This window comes from Streptomyces sp. NPDC001634 (assembly GCF_040298185.1).
In the GTDB taxonomy this organism is placed as follows: domain Bacteria; phylum Actinomycetota; class Actinomycetes; order Streptomycetales; family Streptomycetaceae; genus Streptomyces.
In genome coordinates, this window is sequence record NZ_JBEOZU010000015.1 from 1 (window position 1) to 23,840 (window position 23,840).

General features: G+C 70.0%; 21 protein-coding genes and 1 pseudogene. 14 read left to right on the forward strand and 8 right to left on the reverse strand.

Features of this window, described 5'->3' with window-relative positions; translation table 11 throughout:
• Nucleotides 1–553, reverse strand: a pseudogene (locus tag ABT186_RS12110) (protein phosphatase 2C domain-containing protein); the annotation flags it as partial.
• A 544-nt stretch (nt 554–1,097) separates the two neighbouring features.
• Here ABT186_RS12110 and ABT186_RS12115 point away from each other — a divergent pair.
• Both ABT186_RS12115 and ABT186_RS12120 read left to right on the forward strand, forming a co-directional pair.
• Nucleotides 1,098–2,078 carry a helix-turn-helix domain-containing protein gene (locus tag ABT186_RS12115; RefSeq protein ID WP_351221352.1) on the forward strand — a complete coding sequence of 327 codons (981 nt, stop codon included), beginning with the start codon at nt 1,098–1,100 and terminating at the stop codon, nt 2,076–2,078.
• A gap of 36 nt (nt 2,079–2,114) precedes the next feature.
• Complete coding sequence (locus ABT186_RS12120; RefSeq protein ID WP_351221353.1) at nt 2,115–2,597, forward strand: DUF456 domain-containing protein; 483 nt, start codon at nt 2,115–2,117, stop codon at nt 2,595–2,597.
• A gap of 139 nt (nt 2,598–2,736) precedes the next feature.
• Here ABT186_RS12120 and ABT186_RS12125 read toward each other — a convergent pair whose 3' ends face one another.
• Nucleotides 2,737–3,969: an SGNH/GDSL hydrolase family protein gene (locus tag ABT186_RS12125; protein ID WP_351924850.1), complete on the reverse strand. Its 1,233-nt coding sequence runs from the start codon at nt 3,967–3,969 to the stop codon at nt 2,737–2,739.
• 181 nt (nt 3,970–4,150) lie between these two features.
• Here ABT186_RS12125 and ABT186_RS12130 point away from each other — a divergent pair, with 181 nt between their 5' ends.
• A complete protein-coding gene (locus tag ABT186_RS12130) occupies nt 4,151–4,534 on the forward strand; it encodes a PPOX class F420-dependent oxidoreductase (RefSeq protein WP_351221355.1) in 384 nt (127 codons plus the stop codon).
• Here ABT186_RS12130 and ABT186_RS12135 read toward each other — a convergent pair.
• The 3 genes from ABT186_RS12135 to rsgA form a co-directional block, all read right to left on the reverse strand.
• Complete coding sequence (locus ABT186_RS12135; RefSeq protein ID WP_351221356.1) at nt 4,531–5,034, reverse strand: methylated-DNA--[protein]-cysteine S-methyltransferase; 504 nt, start codon at nt 5,032–5,034, stop codon at nt 4,531–4,533. The two genes, ABT186_RS12130 and ABT186_RS12135, sit on opposite strands and share 4 nt — an antisense overlap.
• Before the next feature lie 2 nt (nt 5,035–5,036).
• Nucleotides 5,037–6,533 carry a DNA-3-methyladenine glycosylase 2 family protein gene (locus ABT186_RS12140; RefSeq protein WP_351924852.1) on the reverse strand — a complete coding sequence of 499 codons (1,497 nt, stop codon included), beginning with the start codon at nt 6,531–6,533 and terminating at the stop codon, nt 5,037–5,039.
• 61 nt (nt 6,534–6,594) lie between these two features.
• On the reverse strand, nt 6,595–7,704 hold the full coding sequence (gene rsgA, locus ABT186_RS12145; RefSeq protein ID WP_351221358.1) for a ribosome small subunit-dependent GTPase A: 1,110 nt from the start codon (nt 7,702–7,704) through the stop codon (nt 6,595–6,597).
• A 505-nt stretch (nt 7,705–8,209) separates the two neighbouring features.
• Between rsgA and ABT186_RS12150 the strand changes: the two genes are divergently transcribed.
• From ABT186_RS12150 to ABT186_RS12160, 3 genes are read left to right on the forward strand one after another with little or no spacing between them, the layout of a single operon-like run.
• Nucleotides 8,210–9,031 carry an ATP-binding cassette domain-containing protein gene (locus ABT186_RS12150; protein WP_351924854.1) on the forward strand — a complete coding sequence of 274 codons (822 nt, stop codon included), beginning with the start codon at nt 8,210–8,212 and terminating at the stop codon, nt 9,029–9,031.
• Entirely contained in the window at nt 9,028–10,089 is a 1,062-nt protein-coding gene (locus tag ABT186_RS12155; protein ID WP_351221360.1) for an ABC transporter permease, read from the forward strand. Before ABT186_RS12150 ends, ABT186_RS12155 begins: the two co-directional genes overlap by 4 nt.
• A 50-nt stretch (nt 10,090–10,139) precedes the next feature.
• The gene (locus ABT186_RS12160; protein WP_351221361.1) at nt 10,140–11,141 is read left to right on the forward strand and encodes an ABC transporter substrate-binding protein; all 1,002 of its coding nucleotides are present in this window, start codon (nt 10,140–10,142) and stop codon (nt 11,139–11,141) included.
• 96 nt (nt 11,142–11,237) lie between these two features.
• On the opposite strand, the gene ABT186_RS12165 is transcribed toward ABT186_RS12160, so the two are convergent.
• The 3 genes from ABT186_RS12165 to ABT186_RS12175 form a co-directional block, all read right to left on the reverse strand.
• Nucleotides 11,238–12,731: a cellulose binding domain-containing protein gene (locus tag ABT186_RS12165; RefSeq protein ID WP_351221362.1), complete on the reverse strand. Its 1,494-nt coding sequence runs from the start codon at nt 12,729–12,731 to the stop codon at nt 11,238–11,240.
• Nucleotides 12,732–12,950: 219 nt separating this feature from the next.
• Nucleotides 12,951–14,282: a radical SAM protein gene (locus ABT186_RS12170; RefSeq protein WP_351924856.1), complete on the reverse strand. Its 1,332-nt coding sequence runs from the start codon at nt 14,280–14,282 to the stop codon at nt 12,951–12,953.
• A 58-nt stretch (nt 14,283–14,340) separates the two neighbouring features.
• Nucleotides 14,341–15,015, reverse strand: a complete 675-nt coding sequence (locus ABT186_RS12175; RefSeq protein WP_351924858.1) for a pyridoxamine 5'-phosphate oxidase family protein — start codon at nt 15,013–15,015, stop codon at nt 14,341–14,343.
• Between the two features lie 40 nt (nt 15,016–15,055).
• On the opposite strand from ABT186_RS12175, the gene ABT186_RS12180 reads away from it, so the two are divergent.
• From ABT186_RS12180 to ABT186_RS12215, 8 genes are all read left to right on the forward strand, one after another.
• On the forward strand, nt 15,056–15,574 hold the full coding sequence (locus ABT186_RS12180; RefSeq protein ID WP_351221365.1) for a TetR/AcrR family transcriptional regulator: 519 nt from the start codon (nt 15,056–15,058) through the stop codon (nt 15,572–15,574).
• A gap of 4 nt (nt 15,575–15,578) precedes the next feature.
• Nucleotides 15,579–15,890, forward strand: a complete 312-nt coding sequence (locus tag ABT186_RS12185) for a hypothetical protein (protein WP_351221366.1) — start codon at nt 15,579–15,581, stop codon at nt 15,888–15,890.
• Nucleotides 15,891–15,987: 97 nt separating this feature from the next.
• Entirely contained in the window at nt 15,988–17,232 is a 1,245-nt protein-coding gene (locus ABT186_RS12190; RefSeq protein ID WP_351221367.1) for an FAD-binding protein, read from the forward strand.
• 138 nt (nt 17,233–17,370) lie between these two features.
• Nucleotides 17,371–18,630, forward strand: coding sequence for an ROK family transcriptional regulator (locus ABT186_RS12195; protein WP_351221465.1), 1,260 nt, complete (start codon nt 17,371–17,373; stop codon nt 18,628–18,630).
• A 19-nt stretch (nt 18,631–18,649) separates the two neighbouring features.
• The gene (locus tag ABT186_RS12200) at nt 18,650–20,494 is read left to right on the forward strand and encodes a glycoside hydrolase (RefSeq protein WP_351924860.1); all 1,845 of its coding nucleotides are present in this window, start codon (nt 18,650–18,652) and stop codon (nt 20,492–20,494) included.
• 224 nt (nt 20,495–20,718) lie between these two features.
• A complete protein-coding gene (locus ABT186_RS12205) occupies nt 20,719–21,981 on the forward strand; it encodes an ABC transporter substrate-binding protein (RefSeq protein ID WP_351924862.1) in 1,263 nt (420 codons plus the stop codon).
• Nucleotides 21,982–22,001: 20 nt separating this feature from the next.
• A complete protein-coding gene (locus ABT186_RS12210; protein WP_351924864.1) occupies nt 22,002–22,967 on the forward strand; it encodes a carbohydrate ABC transporter permease in 966 nt (321 codons plus the stop codon).
• Entirely contained in the window at nt 22,964–23,836 is an 873-nt protein-coding gene (locus ABT186_RS12215) for a carbohydrate ABC transporter permease (protein ID WP_351221371.1), read from the forward strand. The genes ABT186_RS12210 and ABT186_RS12215 overlap by 4 nt, the downstream gene beginning before the upstream one ends.
• The last annotated feature ends 4 nt before the right edge of the window (nt 23,837–23,840 follow it).

Genomic DNA, 23,840 nt, shown 5'->3' on the forward strand with positions numbered 1-23,840 from the left:
CGAACCTCGGCGGCGCGGGCTCGGCGGGCGGGTAGCCAGGGGGTGGTGGGGGTGCGTCGACCGGGGGGCGGTCGGGGAGTGGTGGGTACGCGTCTGCCGGGCGCGAAAGCCCGTCCGCCGAACCGTGCCCCGACGACGACGGGAGCGCGTCAGCGAGACGTCCCGAAGACGGCGCCCCCATCGGCATGCCGTCCTGCGGTGGCTCCGCGCGAAACCCCGGCGGTGTCGGGCCGGGCGGGAAGGTGACGGGGCCCGGTTGCCGGGCGGACGGGGGCTCCCATGGGGCGGGTGGCCCGGCCGGGCCGCTGCGTCGTGGGGAGTCGCCCGGGTCGGACGGAGTCGAGAGAGGGGACGGGTCGGTGCGCGGGGCGGCGGAGCCCGCGCCCGGCACGGCGGTATCCGTCCCCTTGCCCACCGTCCCCACCGCCGAGGCGAAGCGGTCGTCGAGGGTGTCGGCCGCGGAGGCCGCTCCCGTGTCCCCGGTGGAGTCGTCGTACAACTGCCCCCACCAGTCGTCCTCGTGACCGGTGGCCCTGTCCCCCTGCTGACTCATGCCCCCAATTGTCCACCGCACGGGGCGTATGAAAACGGGGCATCCGGAAAATCCCGCCAGGCTGCCCACTTGTTGACGGTGCGTCGGACGACGCACCGAACGGTAATACGAAACCAGCCACCGTGATACGGGCCGCCGGGCGGTCCCACCCCCACACGGGAACCGCCCGGCGGCGCCACGGTGACCGGGCCAGGCACGCCCCCGGGACCAGGTCACGATTCTGCGGGCCGAGTCTCCCCCCGCCCGGTGGGGCCGAGTGTGACCCCTCTTCCTGAGGCTGCGCTGTGAATCACCGGATCGCGTTACGCGCCGACCGAAGACACGACCTCCCCAAGTCCCCTCCCCGAGGTCCCCCATCCGCGTCCGCGCAGGCCGAGTAGGCCCAAAACGGACATTTCCGATGGGCAGTTGTTGCTGCGGCGGCGTCACCTTGGCAGAGGGAAGGGAGGTACGGCGATGATGTGCCGAGGCGGGTTTGTGCCGTGGCCTGTTTCCGCCACGGACCGCACCGCGGGGTCTTGTCTTCGGGGAGGGACAACGGCTGATGCTGGCAGCGATCGGTCTGGACGAGACGCACGAGTCGGCGTACCGGGCACTGGTGTCCGTGGGCGCCGCCGACGTGCCCGATCTCGCACGGCGGCTGACACTCGGCGAGCACGACACCGAGCGCGCCCTGCGCCGGCTGGAGCGGCACGGCCTGGCCGCCCAGTCGTCGGCCCGTCCCGGCCGCTGGGTCGCGGCACCGCCCGGGGTGGCCCTGGGCGCGCTGCTCACCCAGCAGCGGCACGAGCTGGAGAGGGCCGAGCTGGCGGCCGCGTTGCTGGCCGAGGAGTACCGGGCGGCGGCATCCGAGCCCGCGGTGCACGATCTGGTCGAGGTCGTGACCGGCGCGGCCGCGGTCACCCAGCGCTTCCTGCAGCTCCAGCTCGGCGCGACCGAGGAGGTGTGCGCCCTGGTCACCGGCCGTCCGGTCGCCGTATCGGGCATGGAGGACGACGGGGAGGAGCAGGTGGCGGACCGCGGGGTCCGCTGTCGGGTGGTGGTCGAGCGGGCAGTGCTCGACCGGCCCGACGGCTTCAACGAGCTGACCGCCGCGCTGAGTCGCGACGAACAGGTGCGGGTCGTCGACACGGTGCCGACCAAGCTGGTGGTCTCCGACCGGTCGCTGGCCATGGTGCCGCTCACCTCGCACACCGCGGAGCCGGCCGCGCTCGTCGTGCACGCGAGCGGACTGCTGGAGCTGCTGTGCGGTCTCTTCGAGTCGGTGTGGCGGGACGCGCTGCCGCTGCGGCTCGGGGCGTCCGGTGTCATCGAGCAGCGGCCGGACGGCCCCGACGGCACCGATCTCGAAGTGCTGTCCCTGCTGCTCGCCGGGCTGACCGACGCGAGCGTCGCCAAACAGCTCGACCTGGGCCTGAGGACCGTACAGCGCCGGGTGAAGCGGCTGATGGAGCTGGCCGGGGTGACGACCCGGCTGCAGCTGGGCTGGCACGCGTACGAGCGCGGCTGGGTGGCGCGACGCTGACCTGCGCCCGGTGCCGGGCTCCGGCACTCTGAGCAGATGGGAGTCTGGGAGCTCCTGCTGGTCGGCGTGGTGATCGTGCTCGGCCTGTGCGGAGTGCTGGTGCCCGGGGTGCCGGGAGCGTGGCTCGTGTGGGCCGCGGTCCTGTGGTGGGCGCTGAAGGGTCCTCAGCCGGTGGCGTGGGCCGTCCTGGTGGGCGCCACCGTCGTGCTGTTCCTCTCCCAGGTGGTGCGCTGGGGCCTGCCGCCCCGGCGGCTGCGCGCGAGCGGCGCCACCCCTCGTATGGGGGTGTACGCCGGGGCGGGGGCGTTCCTCGGCTTCGTCCTCGTACCGGTGATCGGGGCGATACCCGGCTTCATCGGCGGCATCTACCTCTCCGAACGCGTCCGCCTCGGCCGCCACGGCGAGGCGATGGCGGCCACGCGGACGGTCTTGCGCAACGGCGGCTCCAGCGTGCTCGCGGAGCTGTTCACGTGTCTGCTGATCGCGGGGGCGTGGCTGGGCGCGGTCATCTGGGGCTGATACCTCGGAATGCGATTCCCTCTGCACAAGGGCGAGTCGGCCCTGGTCACCGCGAAGGGCGACCACCCGGACCTCACGATCGCGCCCGTCACGCCGAACGGGCCCGCCGACCGCTGGGGCCTGCCCGCCTGGCCCCCAGTCATCCGCCGAGCGCCACCGGATCGATGGTGTCGGCGAGCGCCTTCATCCCCGCGTCGTTGAAGTGGAGGTGGTCACCCTGGTCGTAGGCGGGCCGCATGCGGTCGGGGCGGGCGGGATCGCGGACGGCGGCGTCGAAGTCCGCCACCCCGTCGAACAATCCGCTCCGGATGAGGCCGTTGACCTCGTGCCGCAGGCCCTCACGCGCCGGCGTCCAGCCCCGGTGGCCGCCGAACGGCGTGAGGGTGGCGCCGATGACGCGGATGCCGTGGATGTGCGCGCCGGCCACGATCCGGCGGTACGCCCGCACGAAGGCGGCCGGATCGGTCTGGGGCGGGGTGCCCTCGATGTCGTTGACGCCTTCCAGGACGATCACCGTGCGCACTCCGGTGCGGGAGAGGGCGTCGGCGTCGAGGCGGGCCAGGGCGCTCGGGCCGACGCCGTCGAGCAGAAGGCGGTTGCCGGAGATCCCGGCGTTCAGGATGCCCGGGCGGCGGCTCGCGGGCAGCGCGCGCAGCCGCTCCGAAAGCCGGTCGGGCCAGCGGTGGTTGGTGCCGGGCGAGGATCCGGTGCCGTCGGTGAGGGAGTCGCCGAACGCGACGACACTGCCGGCCGCGGCCGGACGCAGGACGTCGACGCCGGTGACGTAGTACCAGTGGGAGACCGTGGTCGTGTACGCGGCTCCGCTGGTGTCGGTGGTCCGGTCGCCGTTCCTGGCGAGGAAGTTGGTCTGGAGGGCGGTGCGGTGGTAGGTCGCGGGGCCGCAGTCGGCGGGGCTGTGCACGGTGACGAGGAGGTTGGCGTCCGCCGGGACACTCAGAGGGACGGGGTCGCTGACGCGGTCCTGGCCCGCCGGGACGGTCACGGAGGTGGCACCGGAGAAGGTGGCGGTGCGCAGGGAGCCCGGTACGGCAGCGGGGCTCTCGGGCGCGTCCGGCCGCTGCAACGCGACGGTGACGGCGTCGAGTCGGAGCGGGGCGGTGCCCAGGCGGTTGGAGACATGGAGGCGAGCGGCGCTGCCGCCGACACTGATGTGCACGACGTTGCGGATCGAGGTGCCCGGGAAGGCGGGGGCGGTTCCGGAAGGGGCGGCCTCCCAACTGCCGGTCCAGTGCGGCGCCGTCTCGAGCCGGGCGGAGGCACCGGGGAAGGTGCCCGCGGTCGTCGCGAGGGTGAGGGCCAGCACGGCGAGGCAGCGGCGCGGAATTCCGCTGGGGCGGGTCAGGTTGATCATCGAGGCGCACCCTTTTCTCGCCTGCGGCCCCGGGGCGCGGGACCGGGAAGCCCTCGAAGTCTTCCCGGGACACACCGCCGAGTTAACGCCCCGTCACACCTTCGGACGCACAGGGCCTAGGTCGGCGGGCCTACGGCGAGGATCCGATGCGCGTGGGGCGTGGGCGTGCTTGGCTGCTGCCATGACCGAATTCAACGAGGCCGAACGCGCGTATCTGCGCTCGCAGCGACTCGGACGGCTGGCCACCGTTGATCCGCAGGGACAGCCGCAGGCCAACCCGGTCGGGTTCTTCCTCCAGGACGACGGGACGATCCTGATCGGCGGGTACGCCATGGGCGCCAGCAAGAAGTGGCGGAATCTGCAGAAGAACCCGAAGGTGGCGCTGGTCGTCGACGACATCGCAAGCCTGAGGCCGTGGCGGGTGCGCGGGATCGACGTCCGGGGCGAGGCCGAACTCCTCACCGGGCCCCATGAGTTGGGGCCACACTTCAGCGAGGAGGTCATCCGCATCCGGCCACGGCGGATCCACAGCTGGGGGCTGGAGGAGGGGCCCGAGGAAGGCTAGAGCGCGCCCTCCAGTGTCAGCAGCCGTAGCTTGCGGTCGAGGCCGCCCGCGTAGCCGGTGAGGGAGCCGTCCGCGCCGATCACACGGTGGCAGGGGCGGACGATGAGCAGCGGGTTGGCACCGATCGCCCCGCCGATGGCGCGCACGGCGGCCCGGGACGCTCCGATGCGGGCGGCGATGTCGCCGTACGTCGTGGTCGCGCCGTACGGCACGGAGTCGAGCGCGGCCCAGACGCGCTCGCGGAACTCGGTGCCGTCCGTGCGGAACTCCAGGTCGAACTCCTTGAGTTCACCGGCGAAGTACGCGCCGAGTTGCCGCTCCGCCTCGCGGAAGAGGCCGGGCGTGTGCTGCCACTCCGGCAGGAGCGTGCGGCCGCCCTTCTGGCCGGGCACCGAGAGCGAGGTGAGGGCGCCGGATGCGTCGGCGGTGAGGAGGAGCGGGCCGACGGGGCTGTCGACGGTCGTGTAGTGGACGCGGTCGAGATCGTCGTACTGAGCCATGATCAGTGGTTTTCCTGTTCGTGTGTCCGGGGAAGTTCGTGTGTCCGGGGAAGTTCGTGTGTCCGGGGAAGTTCGTGTGTCCGGAGAAGTTCGTCTGTCCGGAGATGCTGGAGGGCGTACGAGCGCCACGGGCGCCAGGCGTCGGGGACGTGCTCGCCGGGCGACGCCACATCGGGGTCGCCGAGGGCGCGGGTGCGGATGACCGCGGCGGTGCGGGCGTCCATGCCCGGCAGGGCGAGCAGCGCCTCATGGGCGTCGTCGCGGTCGGCACCGGCGTCGAGGCGGACGGTGCCGTCGGCGAGGGCGCAGGCGAGGGCGGCCGGTGTGCCGTGGAGTTCGGCTTCCGCGAGCGCGGCCGGTTCGGGGAAGACATGGGTGAGGGTGCCGTACGGGGAGTCCAGCGCCTTCCCGCACCGCTGGACGATGTGTTCGGCCCCCGCCCGCCCGACGAGCGCGCGCACGGCGAACTCCTCCGGGTCGGCCGCACCCGGCGAGCGCAGACCGGGCCGGGCGGCGACCAGCGGGGCGAGCCGGGGGTCGGCGCCGAGGCGCTCGTCGACGGCGTACGGATCGGCGTCGAGGTCGAACAGCCGCCGCAGCCGCTGGACGGCGGTGGTGAGATCGCGGGGGTCGGTGAGATGGAGCCGGGCGTCCAGCCAGCCGCCGGGGTGGCCGGAGGTCTCACGGGCCCCGGCCGGCCTGCGGGAGACCGGCCTGCCCGGCCGCTCGTCGACGGCCACGACGGCGGTGCCGTACGGCAGCCGGAGTGTACGACGGTACGTACGGCGTCCGCGCGGGCCGTCCATCTCCTCGATACCGTGGACGGCCTCCCGGGCGAGCAGGTCGAAGACGGCGGTGGACTGGTACGGGCCGCGGTGGGCGAGCCGCAGCGGGATCCCTGCGGAAGGGGCCGCGACGGGTCGGACGGCCGGTCCGCCGCGGGGTGCGGTGACGCGCAGTTCGCTCGGGGTGGCGGCGTAGACCGCCTTGACCGTGTCGTTGAACTGGCGCACGCTCGCGAATCCGGCCGCGAAGGCGATCTCCGTGACCGGCAGCGTCGTGGTCTGCAGCAGGACCCGGGCGGTGTGGGCCCGCTGGGCGCGGGCGAGCGCGACGGGTCCGGCGCCGACCTCGGCTGTGAGCTGCCGCTGCACCTGGCGGGCGCTGTACCCGAGGCGCGCGGCGAGCCCGCCGACGCCCTCGCGGTCGACGACGCCGTCCTTGATGAGGCGCATGGCGCGCCCCACGACGTCCGCGCGCACGTTCCACTCCGCGGAACCGGGCACGGCGTCCGGACGGCACCGCCGGCAGGCCCGGAACCCGGCGCTCTGCGCGGCGGCGGCCGTCGTATAGAACCGCACGTTGTGCCGCTTCGGCGTGACGGCGGGGCAGCTGGGCCGGCAGTAGATCCCGGTCGTCTCGACGGCGAAGATGAACTCTCCGTCGAACCGGGCGTCCCGGCTGCGCACCGCCTCGTACCTGGTGTCTTCCTGGGTCACGCCTTCCAGTTTCCGCCAGGTGCGGGAGTGGGGCTGGCGGAAATCGGACAGGACACTGGGGCTACTGCCACCGCCCCCGCTTGGCCTCCATCGCCGCCTTCCCGGCAGCGCCCTTCCGCTTCCACTCCCGTCGCAGTTCCGCCCGTACCCTCGCATCCGTCTTCGCGACGATCCACTGGTTCTCGCGCACCAGCTTCCGGTAGCTCTCCAGCCGCCGCTCGGACAGCCGCCCGTCCTCGATCGCCCCGAGCACCGCGCACCCGGGCTCCGCGACGTGCGCGCAGTCGTGGAAACGGCACTCCGCGGCCACTTCCTCGATCTCGGAGAACACCTGGCCCACGCCGGTCTCGGCGTCCCAGAGCCCCACACCGCGCAACCCGGGCGTGTCGATGAGGACTCCCCCGCCGGGCATGACGAGCAGATTGCGCGTGGTCGTGGTGTGCCTGCCCTTGCCGTCCATGTCCCGTGTGGCCTGCACGGTCATGACCTCCTCGCCGAGCAGCGCGTTCGCGAGGGTCGACTTTCCCGCACCCGACTGCCCGAGCAGCACGGACGTACCACCGGAGAGGAGCGCGGCGAGCACATCGAGCCCCTCCCCCTGCTGCGAGCTGACCGGCAGTACCTGCACCCCGGGGGCGGTCGTCTCCACGTCCTCGACGAGGTACGAGAGTGTCGTCGCGTCCGGTACCAGGTCGGCCTTGGTGAGCACCACGACCGGCTGCGCCCCGGACTCCCAGGCCAGCGCGAGAAAGCGTTCGATGCGGCCGAGGTCCAGCTCCACGGCGAGCGAAACGGCGACGACCGCGTGATCGACGTTGGCCGCGAGGATCTGGCCCTCGGACCGCTTGGACGACGTCGACCGCACGAACGCGGTACGCCGCGGCAGCAGCGTCCGTACGTACCGCGGATCACCGTCCGGGTCGACCGCGGCCCAGTCCCCCGTGCACACGACCTTCATCGGGTCACGGGGAACCACGAACTCGGTGTCGGCACGCAGGGCGCCGACCGGTGTGACGACATCGCACTGACCGCGGTCCACGCGTACGACACGGCCGGGGAGGAGGCCCTGCTCGGCGTACGGCGCGAACTCCGACTCCCATCCCTCGTCCCAGCCGTACGGGGCGAGAGGGTGCGACGAAGCAGAAGAAGCCGACGGAGAAAGGAGATTCAAGGGGGAACCCTTCACAAGGGCGGCCCCGGCGGCGCGCCCGCAGGCGCAAAGGAAGAAGAAGAGGTCAGCCGGAGACCGCGGAGGTGGAGTGGATGAACTTCCGGATGCGGGCAGCGCCCATCACAGAGACAGCCATCGGTCACACCTCCCATTTCTCACACGACTGACCACGGCAGCGAACAGCCACCGCCAGGAGCAAGGCTCACCCTAGAGGGACACACACTGGGGCACCACCGAATTTCTGTGACCGGCCCGACTGCGGCCCGGAGCCGGCGGAGACGTGGCCCGCGCCTCCTGCCAGGGCGCGGACCGGCACCATCCGCCCCCGCCTCATCCATCCAGCCCTCCTCTGTTTGACGACGTGTCAACTGTGATGCAGCCACGACCGGCTGAGGCATCAACAAGGAAACAGGACCGCCAAGTCGCCTACGAGCACCCTTGACACCGATCTATGGGCACCCCAATATCAGCGAACTGTTAACGGATACCAACCAGAAGGCACGGCATGGCCTCTGCAAGGGAACCACTGCTCGCGGCATACGGCGTAGTCAAACGGTTCGGCCACGTCCAGGCGCTCCAGGGCGCCGACTTCACGGCCTACCCCGGTGAAGTCGTCGCCCTGATCGGTGACAACGGCGCCGGGAAATCGACTTTGGTGAATGTGCTGTCGGGCGTGCTCGCCCCCGACGGCGGCGAGGTCCGTCTGGAAGGGGCGCCGGTGCGGTTCTCCGGGCCGGCGGACGCACAGCGCCATGGCCTGGAGACCGTCTACCAGGACCTCTCGTTGGCGCCCGATCTGGATGCGGCGGCCAATCTGTACCTCGGCCGGGAGCTCCTGCGCGGTGGCCTGCTGGGCCGCCTGGGCGTGCTCGACCGGCCCGCCATGCGACGGGAGGCGGTCAAGGCATTCGCCGACCTGGGCGTCGCACTGAAGGATGTGACAGCCTCTGTGACAACGTTGTCGGGTGGGCAGCGTCAGTCCGTGGCCGTGGCCCGTGCGGTCGCGTTCGCCAACAAGGTCATCTTCATGGACGAGCCGACCGCAGCCCTGGGTGTCGTGCAGCGCGCCCGTGTTCTGGAGACCGTCCGGAGGGTCGCCGACCGGGGCATCTGCGTCGTGCTGATCAGCCACAACATGCCCGAGGTGCTGTCGGTGGCCGACCGGGTCGAGGTACTGCGGCTGGGCCGGCGGGTCGCCTCGTTCACCGCGGCCGACACCACGATCGAGGAGCTCGTCGGAGCCATGACCGGATCGCTGGACGACCCCGTGCACAAGCATGCGGCACACGGCCCGGCCGGTGTGACGGAAGCGGAGGAAGGGCGATGACCGCCGACAGCCAGGAAATACGGCAGAGCGCGCAGGTACAGGATCCGCCCCGGTCCGAGGGCGGAGGGAGCGCGATACCCGCCTGGCTGCGGCGGGCGGCCACCGTCAGTGAACTGTGGACGTTCGTGATCCTCGTGGCGCTGGTCGTGTTCTTCACCATCGCCGCGCCCGGCAAGTTCTTCACCACCTACGACCTCACGCAGATAGCCGTCAACGCGGCCATCTATCTGGTTCTCGGCGTCGGCATGACGTACGTGATCATCACGGCGGGCATAGACCTGTCGATCGGCTCGGTCCTCGTTCTGGCCGCGGTGGCCGCGGGCGAGTACAACATCCATCACGGCGGGGCCGACGCCGGCTGGGGGACGGTCGCGGTCTGTGTCCTCATAGCTCTTGCCGTCGGCACCGCGTGGGGCGCACTGCAGGGAGCGGTGGTGGCGACCGGGAAGGTGCCTCCGCTGATCGTCACGCTCGGCGGCCTGGGTGCGGCGTTGGGTCTGGCCGAACTCGCCACCGGCGGCCAGGATCCGGCCGGTGCGGCCTCCGCCCACCTGCAGAACAGCCTCGGCTTCGGCAAGGTGCTCGGCATCCCGTGGATGGTGATACTCGCCGCGGTGGTCACCGCCCTGTTCGGCGCGGTGCTGGGCGGTACGAGGTTCGGCAACTACACGCTGGCGATCGGCTCCAACCCGGCGGCCGTACGGCGCGCGGGCATACCGGTGGGGCGGCACCTGGTCAAGGTGTACGGGCTGATGGGTCTGCTGGCCGGGCTGGGCGCGGTGATGTGGCTGGCCTCGTACGGCACGACGTCCATCGCCGGACACTCCACCGACAACCTGAAGGTGATCACCGCGGTGGTCCTCGGCGGCACCAGCCTGTTCGGCGGGCGCGGATCGGTGCTGGGCACCGTGATCGGCGTGTTCATCCCCGCGGTACTCACCACCGGACTGATCGTCATCGGCGTCCAGCAGTACTGGCAGGACGTCGCGGTCGGCGTCGTGCTGGTCGCAGCCGTCTACATCGACCAGATGCGCAGGAAGACCCGAGAGCGCACATGACCGGGACAACCACCCACGGCGCCGAGCGCGCAGCTAAGGAGAACTCCGTGATGTCGAGCATTCGCAGCAGGCGCGGGCTACTGGTCGCCACGGGCACTGTGCTGGCCCTCGTCACCAGCGCCGCATGCAGTTCGTCGAGCAGCGGCGGAGGTTCGGGTTCGGCCGGAGGGGCCGCCCACAAGAAGGTCAGGCTGATCACCGGTGTGAAGAGCGACCCGTTCTACATCACCATGACCTGCGCCGCGCAGACCGAGGCCAAGGCCAAGGGCATGGACTTCACCGCCGACGGTTCCGCGCAGTGGGATGTGTCGGTCCAGCGCCCCCTCATCGACTCCGTGGCGGCGGCCAGGCCCGACGGGCTGATGGTCTCGCCGGTCGACACCAGCGCGCTCACCCCCTCGCTCAAGCAGATCCAGTCGTCGGGAACCAAGGTCGCGCTCGTGGACACCACGGTCAGTGATCCCTCGATCGGCATCACCCGTATCTCCTCCGACAACGAGAAGGGAGGACGGGTCGCCGCCGACGCGCTCGCCAAGTTGATGAAGGAGAAGGGCTCGGTCATCGTGATCAGCGTCAAGCCCGGCGTCTCCACCACCGACGCCCGGATCAAGGGCTTCACCGAGGAGATGGCCAAGTACCCGGGCATCAAGGTGCTTCCCACCCTCTACGACAACGACCTGCCGGCCACCGCGGCCTCCCAGATCCAGTCGACGCTGGCGGCCCACCCCGATCTGGGGGGCGTCTTCGCGGGCAACACCAACACCGGCCAGGGCATCGCCACCGGCCTCAAGCAGGCCGGCAAGCAGGGCGCCGTGAAGGTCGCCGCCTTCGACGCCGAACCCGACGAGATCGCCGCGCTCAAGGCGGGCACCCTACAGGTCCTGGTCGCCCAGGATCCGGCGGCGATCGGAAGGCAGGCCGTCGATCAACTCGCCGCCGCCTTCGACGGCAAGACCGTCGAGAAGTCGATCGGCACCGACATGGTCGCCATCACCAAGGACAACATGAACGACTCGGCGGTCAGCAAGTACTTCTACAAGTCCGGTTGCTGACAGACGGTCAGGCTGCTCACCGGCCCACAACGACCGGGTGGACCCGGCTCTTCCGCTCATCCTGCGGGTCCATCCGGCCGGTCCACCCGTGGCGGCTCAGCCGGCCGTCGAGCAACTGGCCCCGTTCACCGTGAAGTCACGCGGTTCCGAGTTGCTGCCGTGCCACGAGGAGAGGAAGCCGACGGCGAACGTGCCGTTCGCGGCGACCTTCTTGTTGTAGTCGGCGGCCTTCGCGGTGACGTCCGAGCCGTCCTGCGTGAAGGTGCCGTCCCACATCTGCGTGATGTGCTGGCCGTCCTTGAACGTCCAGCCGATGCTCCAGTCGTCGAGCGCCTCGGTCGAGGTGACCGTGACCGTGGCCTGGAAGCCGTCCGGCCACTCGTTGACCACCTCGTACTTCACCCGGCAGGTCGACGGCTTGTCCTCGGCCGAGTGCGATGCGGAGGGCGAGTCGTCCACGGGGGACGTGGACTTGCCCTGCGGTTCCGTGTCGGAGTCGCCGTGCTTCGTGGTGGCCCCGGAGCCGGCCGGGCGAGAGGTCGAGGAGGTGCCCGCCGCGCCCTTGCCCGCGACCGGGGCGAGGGACGGCGTGGACGGTGTCGGCCCGGCGACCGTCTGATCGGTCGGGTCAGCGCTCGCGGTCGCCTGTCCGCCCGAGTCGCCGAGCTGCATCAGCGAGACCGTGAGCGCCAGGGCGGACACGATCACGGCCGATACGAGGATCCCCGTCCGGCCGATACGGGGCCGTGTCACCACACCGGTCGCGATGCCCCGGTCCGTACCCGCGTCCGCGCGCCCACCGCTCAGTCCGGCCTCCGCCGCCCGGCGCCGTCGCTCCAGGTAGGCGAGCCCGCCCCAGCCGATCACTCCGCTCGCCAGCGCGGCCGGCGTGCCCCCGCCGTGCAGCCGCAGGCATGCCGCGGCCTCCGCACACTCCACGCAGGTGGCGAGGTGCCGCGAGAGGTCCTCGGGCGTCTCGGCGCCCGGCGAACGGGTGACCGCGTCCAGGAGCCGGGCGTAGCTGCGGCAGCCGGGGTCCATGGGCGTGTCGAGGTGGTTGCGCTGGCAACGGTCCCGGAACAGCGCCCGCACCTGGGCGAGTTCCTGCGCCGCCGCGGCCGGGTCCAGACCCAGCCGGCGGGCCACGTCGGTCAGCGGCAGCGCCTCCACCTCGGCCAGCCAGAGCAGTGCCGCGTCGGGCTCCTGCATGTCCCTGAGTCCGCGCAGGGCCAGGGGGCGCTGGAGGGGCGGCCCGGAGTAGCGTGCGGCCTTGTCGGAGTTCAGCCACAGCCGCAGCTCGGGGTCGAGCCAGTGGCCCTTGCCCTCGGCCTCCCAGGCCGCGGCGGTGGTGCGCACCGAGGTCAGCAGCAGGGGGATCCCGGGCAGCCGGGGGATGCGGCGCCCGGTCGTCCTGGCCTGGGCCTCGGCGGCACGCGCCTCATGGATGCCATGGGTGAAGGCCTCGGTGGCCAGTTGCCTGCCGTACGTCGAACCGGACGTGCACAGGTCGGCGTACGACAGCACCGCGTCCCAGCACTCCGAGAACAGCGCGGCCTCGGCGGCGTCCTGGGGGGTCGGCAGGTCGGGCATGGGGGGCTCCTGCATCAACTGCTTCCACAAGCAAAGCCAACTCACCTGAGATACAAGGGAGTTGAGGATCGTCTCACGACAGACCCAGAGCCTTTCACGGTTCCCACACAACTGACAAGCGGCGTATTCAAATGCCGTTACCGGCGGTCGCGCTCTGTTGAGTTGTTGTACGGATCGGGGCCCCCTCCGACTCAACGCATGGGGCCCGCGATCGAATTGTTACGCCTGGGACGGCGCCTCGGCACCCTCCTGAGCCGGGAGGCTGTCCATGAAGGAGCTCACGGAGAACACGGCGCGGCCGGGGCCGGGCGGGCCGTAACCGGGCGGCGAGGAGAGCCCGAAGTCATCCATCGTGGCGCGGTAGGCCTCGAGCAGACGGATGTGGTACTCCAGCGGGGCGCCCTGCGGGTTGGCCTTGCCCAGCGGGGTCGTCGGCTCCGGGCACCAGGTGGTGAAGCGGGGCGTGATGCCGTGCGACATGAAGAAGCGGAGCCCTTCCGTGGTCGAGGCGATCGCCTCGTCGACCGTGGTGAAGCCGAAGGGTTCGGCCATCTCCACGCCCGCCACGAAGTTGGGGATCACGTTGCGCGCGCCGAAGACGTCCGCCGAGTCGAGGATGCGCCTGTGCCACTCGTCGCGGCCGACGTAACGCTCCTTGCCCGGGCAGTACAGCTCGAACAGCCGTCGGTCCCACACCTCGTAGTTGGGGTGGTAGATCTGCACGCCGTAGTCCTTGAACCGCTGCACATCCGCCTTCGGCAGCGCCTGCGCGACGACCTTGCCGATCCAGCGGCCCGGGAAGCGCTCCTCGATGGCCTTGGCGTAGTGCCCGTAGAAGTCGGCCTCGTCGCGGCCGGCGACCGTCTTGGTGATGGCGCCGCCGGTGAGCGTGTAGGCGGTGGAGGCCTTCTGGGTGTCGTACCGGTCGATGATCTCCAGGGCCTCGAGGACCTCCTCGACGTCCTTCACACCCGTGTAGGGCCGCCCGGCCGCCTTGTGCTGGCGCCAGTTGTGGTTGATGTCGCAGTACTGGCACTCCTCCTTGGCGCCGAAGTACTGGCAGACACGGAAGACGGTGAGGTAGATCAGATAGCCCCATTGGATGGTCGGGGCCACCTCCATCACGGACTTCCCGTTGGAGAGGGTGTGCCGGTAGTACTCGGGCATGGGCGGGACACCCACGTCGGCGATCCGCCGGCCGTCGAGGTAGAGCCCGAGCATCCCCTCCTCGTCGGCGGCCACGCGGTAGGGCGAGGACGGATTGACCCGTACGGAGACGACGGTCCGCCGCAGGTCGTAGGGGCCGCCGGTGAGGATGATCTCCTCGGGCGGGCGCCTCAGCGCCGCCTCGCCCAGCTCGGGCAGGGTGCCGTGGTCGAAGGAGAAGATGAAGTACGACTTCGGTTTGACCTCGCCGTCCTCGTTGTCCGAGAGCGCGGACGCATCGAAGGCCACACCCCCGCGGAGCAGATCCTCTTTGAAGACGGCTTCCCGCGGAACGTGCGGGAAACGCTCCATCAGATCCTCTACCAGTGCGGTGCGGCTGCCCATCCCGTATCTCCTCCCGGCTCAGGCGTACGACTCCTCACGGTATGCCCCCGCCCGCGCGTCAGCCGTGCCGGGTCCCCCCGAGCCGCGCGATGTGTGCCGGAACGGGGACGTCCGGCGGCAGGCGGGGGTCGGGGACGGGCGTGCCCCAGGTCGAGGTGAGGGGCAGCACTCCGGCCCACAGGCCGAGCTCGGCGTCGGGTCCGTCGCCGTCGTCGGGCGCGCCCGTGCGGATCTTCACTGACGCCTCTTCGAGGGACAGGGCCAGCAGGGTGGTGGCGGCGAGCTCCTTCCGGTTCGGCCGCCGGGCGTACGACCACTGCCCCGGTGCGGTGTGCTCGCTCAGCCGGCGCAGCCCCTCCAGCTTCTCTTCCGGGTCGGTGACCTTGCGGGCCATCCCGTGGATGATCGCACTGCGATAGTTCAGGCCGTGCTCGAACACCGACCGCGCCAGGACGAGTCCGTCCACATGGGTGACGGTGACGCACACGGCCGTGTCGCCCGCGAGGCTCCGGCTGGCCACGGAGCCATGCACGTACAGCTGCCGTTCGTCCCGCCCGTACACGGTGGGCACGACCAGGGGCCGCCCCTCGACGATCACGCCGAGGTGGCAGACGAACCCGGCGTCGAGAATCGCCTCGAGATCGGCGCGCCGGAGGCTGCCCTGCTCGCGCAGGCGGCGGTGCCGGGTGAGGTCGGTCTGCGGGAGGGTGGTGGGGAGAGGGCGCTCCATCATGGGCGGGACGTTACCGATATCGCGAACGAAGAGCCATACTTTGACGAAATCAGCGAGTCAATGGACTCAATTCAACGAAATACGCAATCCCCACGCCCGGGCGGCCGGTGTCTCGCGGCCGGCGCTGTACCAGTACTTCCGCAACAAACAGGACGTCTTCGCCGCCGTCGCCGAGCGGGTGACCGATCAGCTGACGGACGCCGCACACCGGGCCCGCGACACCGAGGGAACGCTCACGGACCGGGTGTACGGAGTGCTCTCGGTGAAGCTGGAGGCGGCGGTCGGGGTCGCCGAGGCGCGGTTCCGGCAGGAACTGGTCGCGGAGGCGGCCGCGATGGGCCTGAGCGCGGTCGAGGACCGGCTGCTCGACGCGCTCGCGGAGTTGCTCCACGCCACGCCCGAGCCGCGCGAGACGGCTGCCCTGCTGCTCGCCGCGACCGTGGGGATCGGTCAGTCGGAGGGCACCCCCGACGACCTCCGCCGCCGACTGCGCCGACTGCGCCGACTGGTCGGCCTCGTCATCGGCGGCCTCGACAACCCTTCACCCACAAGGAGCTGAGAGCATGCTCGGCACCCTCGTCCTGGGCTTCGCAGCAGGCTTCTGCGCGGGGAACGGACTGCCTTACTACGTCGCGGGAAGCACCGGCGAGAGCACCAGCCCGGGGCCGTTCCGGCCGTCCGCACTCACCAACGTCGCCGTCGGCCGGCTGCTGCTCGTCGCCGCCGCCGTCTGCCGGCACTTCACCGACACGGAGGCGCACGCGCTGCCGACGTACGCGGCGGCCTCAGCGGGTGTGCTGCTCGTCGGTCTCGTCCACGCCCGGCTGTGGCGCACCGACCCGTGGGGCAGTGCGCGCAGGGCCGGTGCGCACTGATCCGGCCGGTCCGTGCAGGATGGTCCGCAGCTCGGGCGCCCCGGCATCCGCCGCCGCGATCTCGTAGTACCGCACATCTCAGGGAGGGGACTACAGCATGACGGACCCGGTCACCAACTGGGCGGGCAACATCACGTACGCCGCCAAGGAGCTGCACCGCCCGCACTCGCACGACGCGCTGACGGCGCTGGTGGCCGGGAGTGCGAAGGTGCGGGTCCTGGGCAGCGGGCACTCCTTCAACGAGATCGCCGAACCGGGCGCCGACGGCGTCCTGCTCTCGCTGGACGCCCTGCCGGCCGAGGTGGACGTCGACACGACGGCCCGCACGGTACGGGTCGGCGGCGGCGTACGGTACGCCGCCCTCGCGCGCGTGGTGCACAAGCACGGGCTCGCCCTGCACAACATGGCCTCCCTGCCGCACATTTCGGTGGCGGGTTCGGTGGCGACGGGCACGCACGGCTCGGGCGTCACCAACGGCTCGCTCGCCTCGGCCGTACGGGAGGTGGAACTCGTCACGGCGGACGGATCGGCGCTGAAGATCGGCCGGGGCGACCCGGGCTTCGACGGTGCCGTCACGGCGCTCGGCGCCCTCGGGGTCGTCACCGCGCTCACCCTCGACCTGACAGAGGACTTCACGGTCGAGCAGCATGTGTTCACCGAACTCCCCCTGGAGGGGCTGGACTTCGAGACGGTGGCGGCGACGGCGTACAGCGTGAGCCTGTTCACCGACTGGCGTGCGCCGGGCTTCCGGCAGGTGTGGCTGAAGCGGCGCACCGACCAGCCGCTGCCGGACTTCCCGTGGGCCGCGCCCGCCACCGAGGCGATGCACCCCGTGCCGGGCATGCCCGCGGTCAACTGCACCCAGCAGTTCGGTGTTCCGGGCCCCTGGCACGAACGGCTCCCGCATTTCCGGGCGGAGTTCACCCCGAGCAGCGGCGCCGAGCTGCAGTCGGAGTATCTGCTGCCGCGCCCGTACGCCCTCGACGCACTGCACGCGCTCGACGCGATCCGTGCGACGGTCGCGCCCGTGCTGCAGACCTGCGAGGTGCGGACCGTCGCCGCCGACGCACAGTGGCTGAGCCCCGCCCACGGCCGGGACAGCGTGGCGTTCCACTTCACCTGGATCGAGGACACGGAGGCCGTGCTGCCCGTGGTGCGGCGGGTCGAGGAGGCGCTCGGCGCCTTCGAGGCGCGGCCGCACTGGGGCAAGGTGTTCACGGTGCCCGCGGAGGTGCTCCGCGCGCGCTACCCGCGGCTCGGCGACTTCGCGGCGCTGACGGCGCAGCTGGACCCGGCGGGGAGGTTCCGGAACGCGTTCGTGCGGGCAGTGCTAGGTTTTTGAGACGAGTCCCCGAGGGGGCCCTCAGACTTCATAAACCCCCTTTCCTAACCCCTTGTAGAAAGTCCGGCCTCGTCATAGGCTCACGCCGCGCCGAGGCACGAGGCCTCGCCAGGGTCCGAAAGGAACGGGGACGTGCCGGTGAAGCGCACATCACGCGACATTCGCACCGCGAACCGTTACGAGGTGCTGCGCCAGATCATCGCCCAGTCACCCACCTCCCGCCAGGAGCTGGCGGCCGCCACCGGGCTCAGCCTGGCCACGGTCGCCACGCTCGTCGGCGAGCTGCTCGAACTCGGCATGCTGACCGAGGTCGGCTTCGAGGACTCGGCGGGCGGCCGGCCGCGCGGCCTGGTGGCCGTCAACGCGTCGGGGGGTGCGTTGATCGGCGTCGACATCGCGGAGACGTACGTTCGCGTCGAGCTGTTCGACCTGGCGCTCAACATGCTCGCCCGCGCCGACGAGGACATGCGCCCCGGCGAGAACCGCCCCGAACAGGTCGTCGCCCATGTCGCGGCGGCCGTCGGGTCGGTGGTCACCCAGGCCGGAGTGGAAGGCGCCCGTGTCCTCGGCGTGGGCGTCAGTGTGCCCGGCCAGGTCGACCGCGACCGGGGCGTCTGCGAGTACGCGCCGAACTGGGACTGGCACAACGTACCGCTGCTCGACCTGCTGTCCGAGCACATCGCCTACCCCCTCTACCTGGACAACCCGCTGCGCGCCTGCGCGGTCGCCGAGCTGTGGTTCGGCGCGGCCCGCGGGCGCGGGGACGCCGTGGTCGTCAATCTGGGCACGGGCGTCGGAGCCGGGCTCGCGCTGGGCGGCGGGCTGCACCGCGGCGTCAGCAACAGCGCCGGCGAATGGGGCCATACGACGCTGGTCCTGGACGGACGCCTGTGCCACTGCGGCAACCACGGCTGCGTGGAGACGTACGTCGGGGCGCCCGGCATCATGCTGAACCTGCGGGAGCTCAGCCCGCGCAGCCCGCTGCTGCACCCCGAGGACCAGACCGCCACGATCAACGCCCTCGCCCACGGGGTCGCCGCACAGGACCCGGTCGCGCTCAAGGTCGTCCGGGACACGGCCCGCTACCTCGGTGCCGGGATCGCCGACCTGGTCAACCTGCTCAACCCCGAAGTGGTCGTGCTCAGCAGCTGGGTCGCGGCCACGCTCGGCGAGCCGCTGCTCGCCGAGGTACGCGAGGCCGTCGGCCGGCACGCGCTGAAACGGCCGTACGCCGCCACCGAGATCGTCCTCTCCCCCATCCCCACCGACCCGGTGTGCCTCGGCGCCGCGACCTTCGCCCTCGAAGGCGCGCTCCAGCCCGTCCGCCCCGCAAAGGACAAGCACAGCCACACCACGCGCACAACCCCCGCAAGGAGCCGTACCGCACCACCTTCATGACGACGGAAGGGATGCAGTTTTGACGCGCACCAGCAAAGCCCCCAGCAGATCCGTCCTCGCGACAGCCGCGGCCGCACTCGCTGTCACGGGAGCCCTGATCTCCGCCCCGACCGCAGGCGCCGCCGAATCCACGGCCGCCGAAGTCTCCCCGCACGCCGCTCAGACCATCGACAACATCGGCGCCTCCGGTGCCTGGTGGGTCAACGACCTCCAGCACTTCTCGCCGGCCGTCCAGGCCCGGGTCGCGAAGCTCCTGTTCTCCCAGCAGGGCCTGGACCTCAGCTCGTACCGCTACAACATCGGCGGTGGCGGCGTCGCGGTCACCACCCCGGCCCGCGCCGCCGAGGACTTCCTCAACTCCGGCGGCACCTACGACTGGAGCAAGGACAAGGGCGGCCGGACGTTCCTCAAGTACGCCGCGAACTACGGCGTGAAGGACCTGATCGGTTTCGTCAACAGCGCGCCGGCCCAGTGGACGACCAACGGGAAGAGCTGCGGCGGTCAGCTGAAGCCGGAGAACGAGGGCGACTTCGCCAAGTACATAGCCGACGTGACCGACCACTTCGCGCGGCAGGGCGCGAAGCTCGACTACATCAGCCCCTTCAACGAGCCGGACAACAGCTTCGCGGACTGCGGCCAGGAAGGCATGCCGGTACCGGTCGACCAGCGCGACGACATCGTGCGGGCCCTCGGCGCCGAGCAGAAGGCACGGCACCAGAAGACCGGCATCATCGCGGACGAGTCCAGCAAGACGACACAGTTCACCAGCGAGCTCCCGCAGTGGATCTCACAGCCGGACACCGCGCAGTACGTGTCCAAGCTGGCTCACCACACGTACAACAACCCGGACGACGGGCAACTCGCCAACGTCTACGAGACGTCGAAGGCGGTCGGCAAACAGCCCTGGGCCACCGAGATCTGCTGCTTCGGCAAGGGCACGACCGGCTGGAACCAGGAGTACGACCCGACCATCGACAACGCCCTGCTGATGTCGCGGATCATCTACAAGGACTTCGCGTCGTCCCACGACTCGGCGTTCCAGTGGTGGGTGGCCCTGGCCAGCGGCTACGGCACCTCCCCCGACACCAGGAACGACCAGGGCTGGAACGACGGCCTGATCTACTACGACCCCGACTACGCGACGAACGGCAACCAGAAACTGTACTTCACGAAGCGGTACTACGCGCTCGGCCAGTACAGCAAGTTCGTGAGGCCCGGCTCGGTGGCGCACAACGTGACGGGCGCCCCGAGCGGGGTCGAGGTCACGGCGTACGACAGCAAGGGCAAGTGGGTGGTCGTGGTGAACAACCACAACACCACGGACACTGCTCTGAATCTGCACTTCAACAGCAAGACGCCGGTACGGGCCACGCAGGCCGTGCGGACGTCGGCCACGGAGGACTGGGCGTCGGTCGCGAAGCCGACGGTGACCGGATCGACGGCCTCCACGACGCTCGCGGCGCGCTCGATCACCACGTTCGTCTTCGACCGGCACGGATACGGCAGTACGGCCGTCACGGGCGTCTGGAAGGGCCTGCAGTCCGGCAAGTGCCTGACGGCGGCCGCGTCGGGCGCCGCGATCAACACCTGCACGGGCGACGCCGGGCAGTCGTGGTCGTACGACTCCTCGGGCACGCTCAAGGGTGCAGGCGGCTATCTGACCGCCGGGGCTTCGGGTCTCACGACCGCGGCCTACACGGGTGACGCCACCCAGCGCTGGCTGCTCAACGCCAACGGTCAGATCCTCAACGAGGCATCCGGCACATGCCTCGACGTCAGCGGTCAGGCGACCGCCGACGGCAGCGAAGTGATCCTGTACAGCTGCAACGGCGGCTCCAACGAGGCCTGGAACAGGCAGCAGTAACCCCCTGACCGAGGGCCGCCGGCCCCCTGACCCGGCGGCCCTCACCTCCCCGCTCCACCCCCCATGTTCGTCATTCCGAACCGGACACAACGTTTCGCACAGACTTCGTCCAACCCCTTGCCGAAGCCTTAGCCGAAGGTTAACGTCCCGCACCGCACCGCAATTTGAGCCATCTCGCGCTGAGCCGTCAGAGCCGCAGCCGCAATCGAGACAAGGACGTCAACATGTCGGCAATGAGCAGCAACTGGGACCGCCGATCACTCCTGAAGGCCGCGGCGGGACTGGCCGCCGCCGGCTCGCTCGCCGCCTGCGGCAGCAACAACGGCCGTGGCGGAGGCAGTGGTTCGGGCAAGAATCTCACCCAGTACTTCCACGCCTACGGCGAGGCGGGCGTCGAACAGGCCGTCAAGCGCTACGCGAAGGCGTACACCAAGGCCAATGTGACCACGCAGTGGATCACCGGCAACAACTTCGAGAACAAGCTCTTTCCGGCCCTGCTCACCAAGCAGGCACCCGACGTCTTCGAGTTCCACCCGCAGATCCAGCTCGTCAAGAGCGGTCAGGTGGCCGATCTGACCGACATCATCAGCCCGGTCAAGGACGACTTCAACCCGGCCGACATCAAGTCGCACACGGTCGACGGGAAGATATACGGCGTCCGGATGATCGACGACCCGCAGTTCTTCTTCTACCGCAAGTCGATGCTGGAGAAGGCGAAGGTCGACGTACCGACGACCCTCGACGAGCTGATCGAGGCCGCAGCGAAGCTCACCACCAGCAAGGTCAAGGGCCTCTTCCTCGGCAACGACCTGACCCCGATCCAGAACAACCTCATCTGGTCGGCCGGCGCCGACACCCTCGACGAGAAGAACCAGATCGCCTACCACACCGACGGTGTCGTCGAGGGCCTCACCAAGCTCCGCAAGCTGTTCACCAGCGGCAATCTGCTGCTGGACGCCCCGGCCGACTTCTGGGACCCCTCCGCGTTCAACCAGGGCTTGTGTGCCATCCAGTGGGGCGGCATGTGGGGGATGCCCGCCACGCAGCAGGCGCTCGGCGACGACTTCGGCGTCTTCCCGTTCCCGAAGGTCGGCTCGAACGGCAAGCAGTCGGTCTACAACGGCGGCTGGTCGATGTTCGTCAATGCCAAGGGCGACAACGTCGACGCGGCCAAGGAGTACGTGAAGTGGCTGTGGATCGACCAGAAGCAGTACCAGGAGGACTTCTCCACCTCCTACGGATTCCACATTCCGCCGCGCGCCTCGATCGCCGCGCAGGCCACCAAGCTGAAGTCGGGTGCGGCGGCTGACGGCGTCAAGCTCTTCAACACCTACGGGCACTTCGACAACATCGGCTGGACCCAGGCCATGATCACGGCGTTCAACGACGTCATCGCCAACACCGTCCGCAAGAACGGCGACCCGAAGGCCGCGCTCGACACATGCGACACAAAGGTCAACCGCGAGCTGAAGAAGCTGTTCGGATAGACCGGCGGACGGACTGCGACATGTCGACCACGACTGCGCGCGACCTCGCGCGCCCCGCCTCGGCCAAGGCCTCCCAGGCCCGGCCGCGGCGGGGCCTGCGGGCCAACGCCACCCTGAACTTCTGGCTCTTCACCGGGCCGTTCCTCCTCGGCCTGGTGATCTTCGTCTTCGTGCCGATCGGCTGGAGCATCTGGCTCAGCTTCTTCGACGCCCGGTTCACCGTCACGCCGAGCAAGTTCATCGGCTTCGACAACTACAAGACGGTCCTGACGGACCCCAACTTCACCGACTCTCTGGTGACGTTCACGGTGTTCGCCGCATTCATCGTGCCACTCACCTGGGGGCTCTCCCTGGGCCTGGCCCTGCTGGTGAACCGGCTCAGGTTCATGCAGGCCTTCTTCCGGTCGGTCTTCTTCCTGCCGACCGCCTGCAGCTATGTGGCCGCCTCGCTCATCTGGAAGATGTCCATCTTCAACGGTGTCCGATTCGGTCTGGCCAACACCGTCCTCGGCTGGTTCGGCGTCGACCAGGTGGCCTGGCTCGCCAATCCCGACCCACCCTGGTACTGGCTGGTCATCGTGACACTGCGCCTGTGGCTACAGGCCGGTTTCTACATGATCCTGTTCCTGGCGGCGCTCCAGAACATCCCGTCGGAGCTGTACGAGGCCGCCGCCATCGACGGCGCCAGGCCAGGCTGGCAGATGTTCCGCTACATCACGCTGCCGCAGCTGCGGGCCACCTCCACCGCGGTGATCCTGCTGCTGCTCGTCGCGGCCTACCAGGCCTTCGACGAGTTCTTCAACCTGATGGGCAAGGCCACATGGGGCCAGCCTCCCCTCGTCATCCTCTACAAGACGGCCATCGGTGTGAACCAGGACTACGGCCAGGGCAGCGCGGGCGCGGTCATCCTGACCTTGCTGATCTGCGTCGTGACCCTGTTCCAGGGCAGGATCATGGGCTTCGGAAGGGGTGAGGAGTCCAAGTGACCACCACCACGCCTCCGGTCGACAGGCCGCGCCGCGTCAAGCGCGGAAGCGTCATCGGCAACACCGGCCTCTACATCGCCGTCGGGATCGCCGCCCTGCTCTTCCTGCTCCCCTTCTACCTGATCGTCCGCAACTCGCTGATGAAGGACCCGGAGATCACGGGTGAGAACTGGAAGTGGTTCCCCAGCCACATCCAGTGGAGCAACATCACCGAGCCGTTCCACGACGTCACCGTCGACTTCGGCGCCTCGCTGGTCAACTCCGCGATCGTCGCGGTCCTGACGACGGTCGGCACCCTCCTGGTCTGCTCGCTGGCCGGCTACGGCATCGCCCGCATCCCCTACCGCCACGCCAACAAGGTCTTCTACGCCGTCCTGGCGACCCTGATGGTCCCGACCGCCGTCACCTTCGTGCCCAGCTTCGTGCTGGTCTCGTCGCTCGGCTGGGTGGACTCGTACCGCGGTCTCATCATTCCGGGCCTCTTCAGCGGTTTCACCTGCTTCCTGTTCCGCCAGTACTTCCTGGGCTTCCCCAAGGAGCTGGAGGAGGCGGCACGCGTGGACGGGCTCGGCTACTGGGGCGCGTACTGGCGTATCGTCGTACCGAACTCGCTGAACTTCTTCGCGGCCATCGCCACGATCACCTTCATCAGCGGCTGGAACGCCTTCCTGTGGCCGCTGGTCATCGGCCAGGACCCCAGCTCCTGGACCGTCCAGGTCGCGCTCTCCTCGTACATGACCAACCAGACCGTCAACTACCACCTGATCTTCATGGCCACCGCCATCTCGATCCTGCCCCTGGTGTTCGTGTTCCTCTTCCTGCAGCGCTGGCTGGTGCAGGGGGTCGCACAGACCGGCATCAAGGGCTGACGCC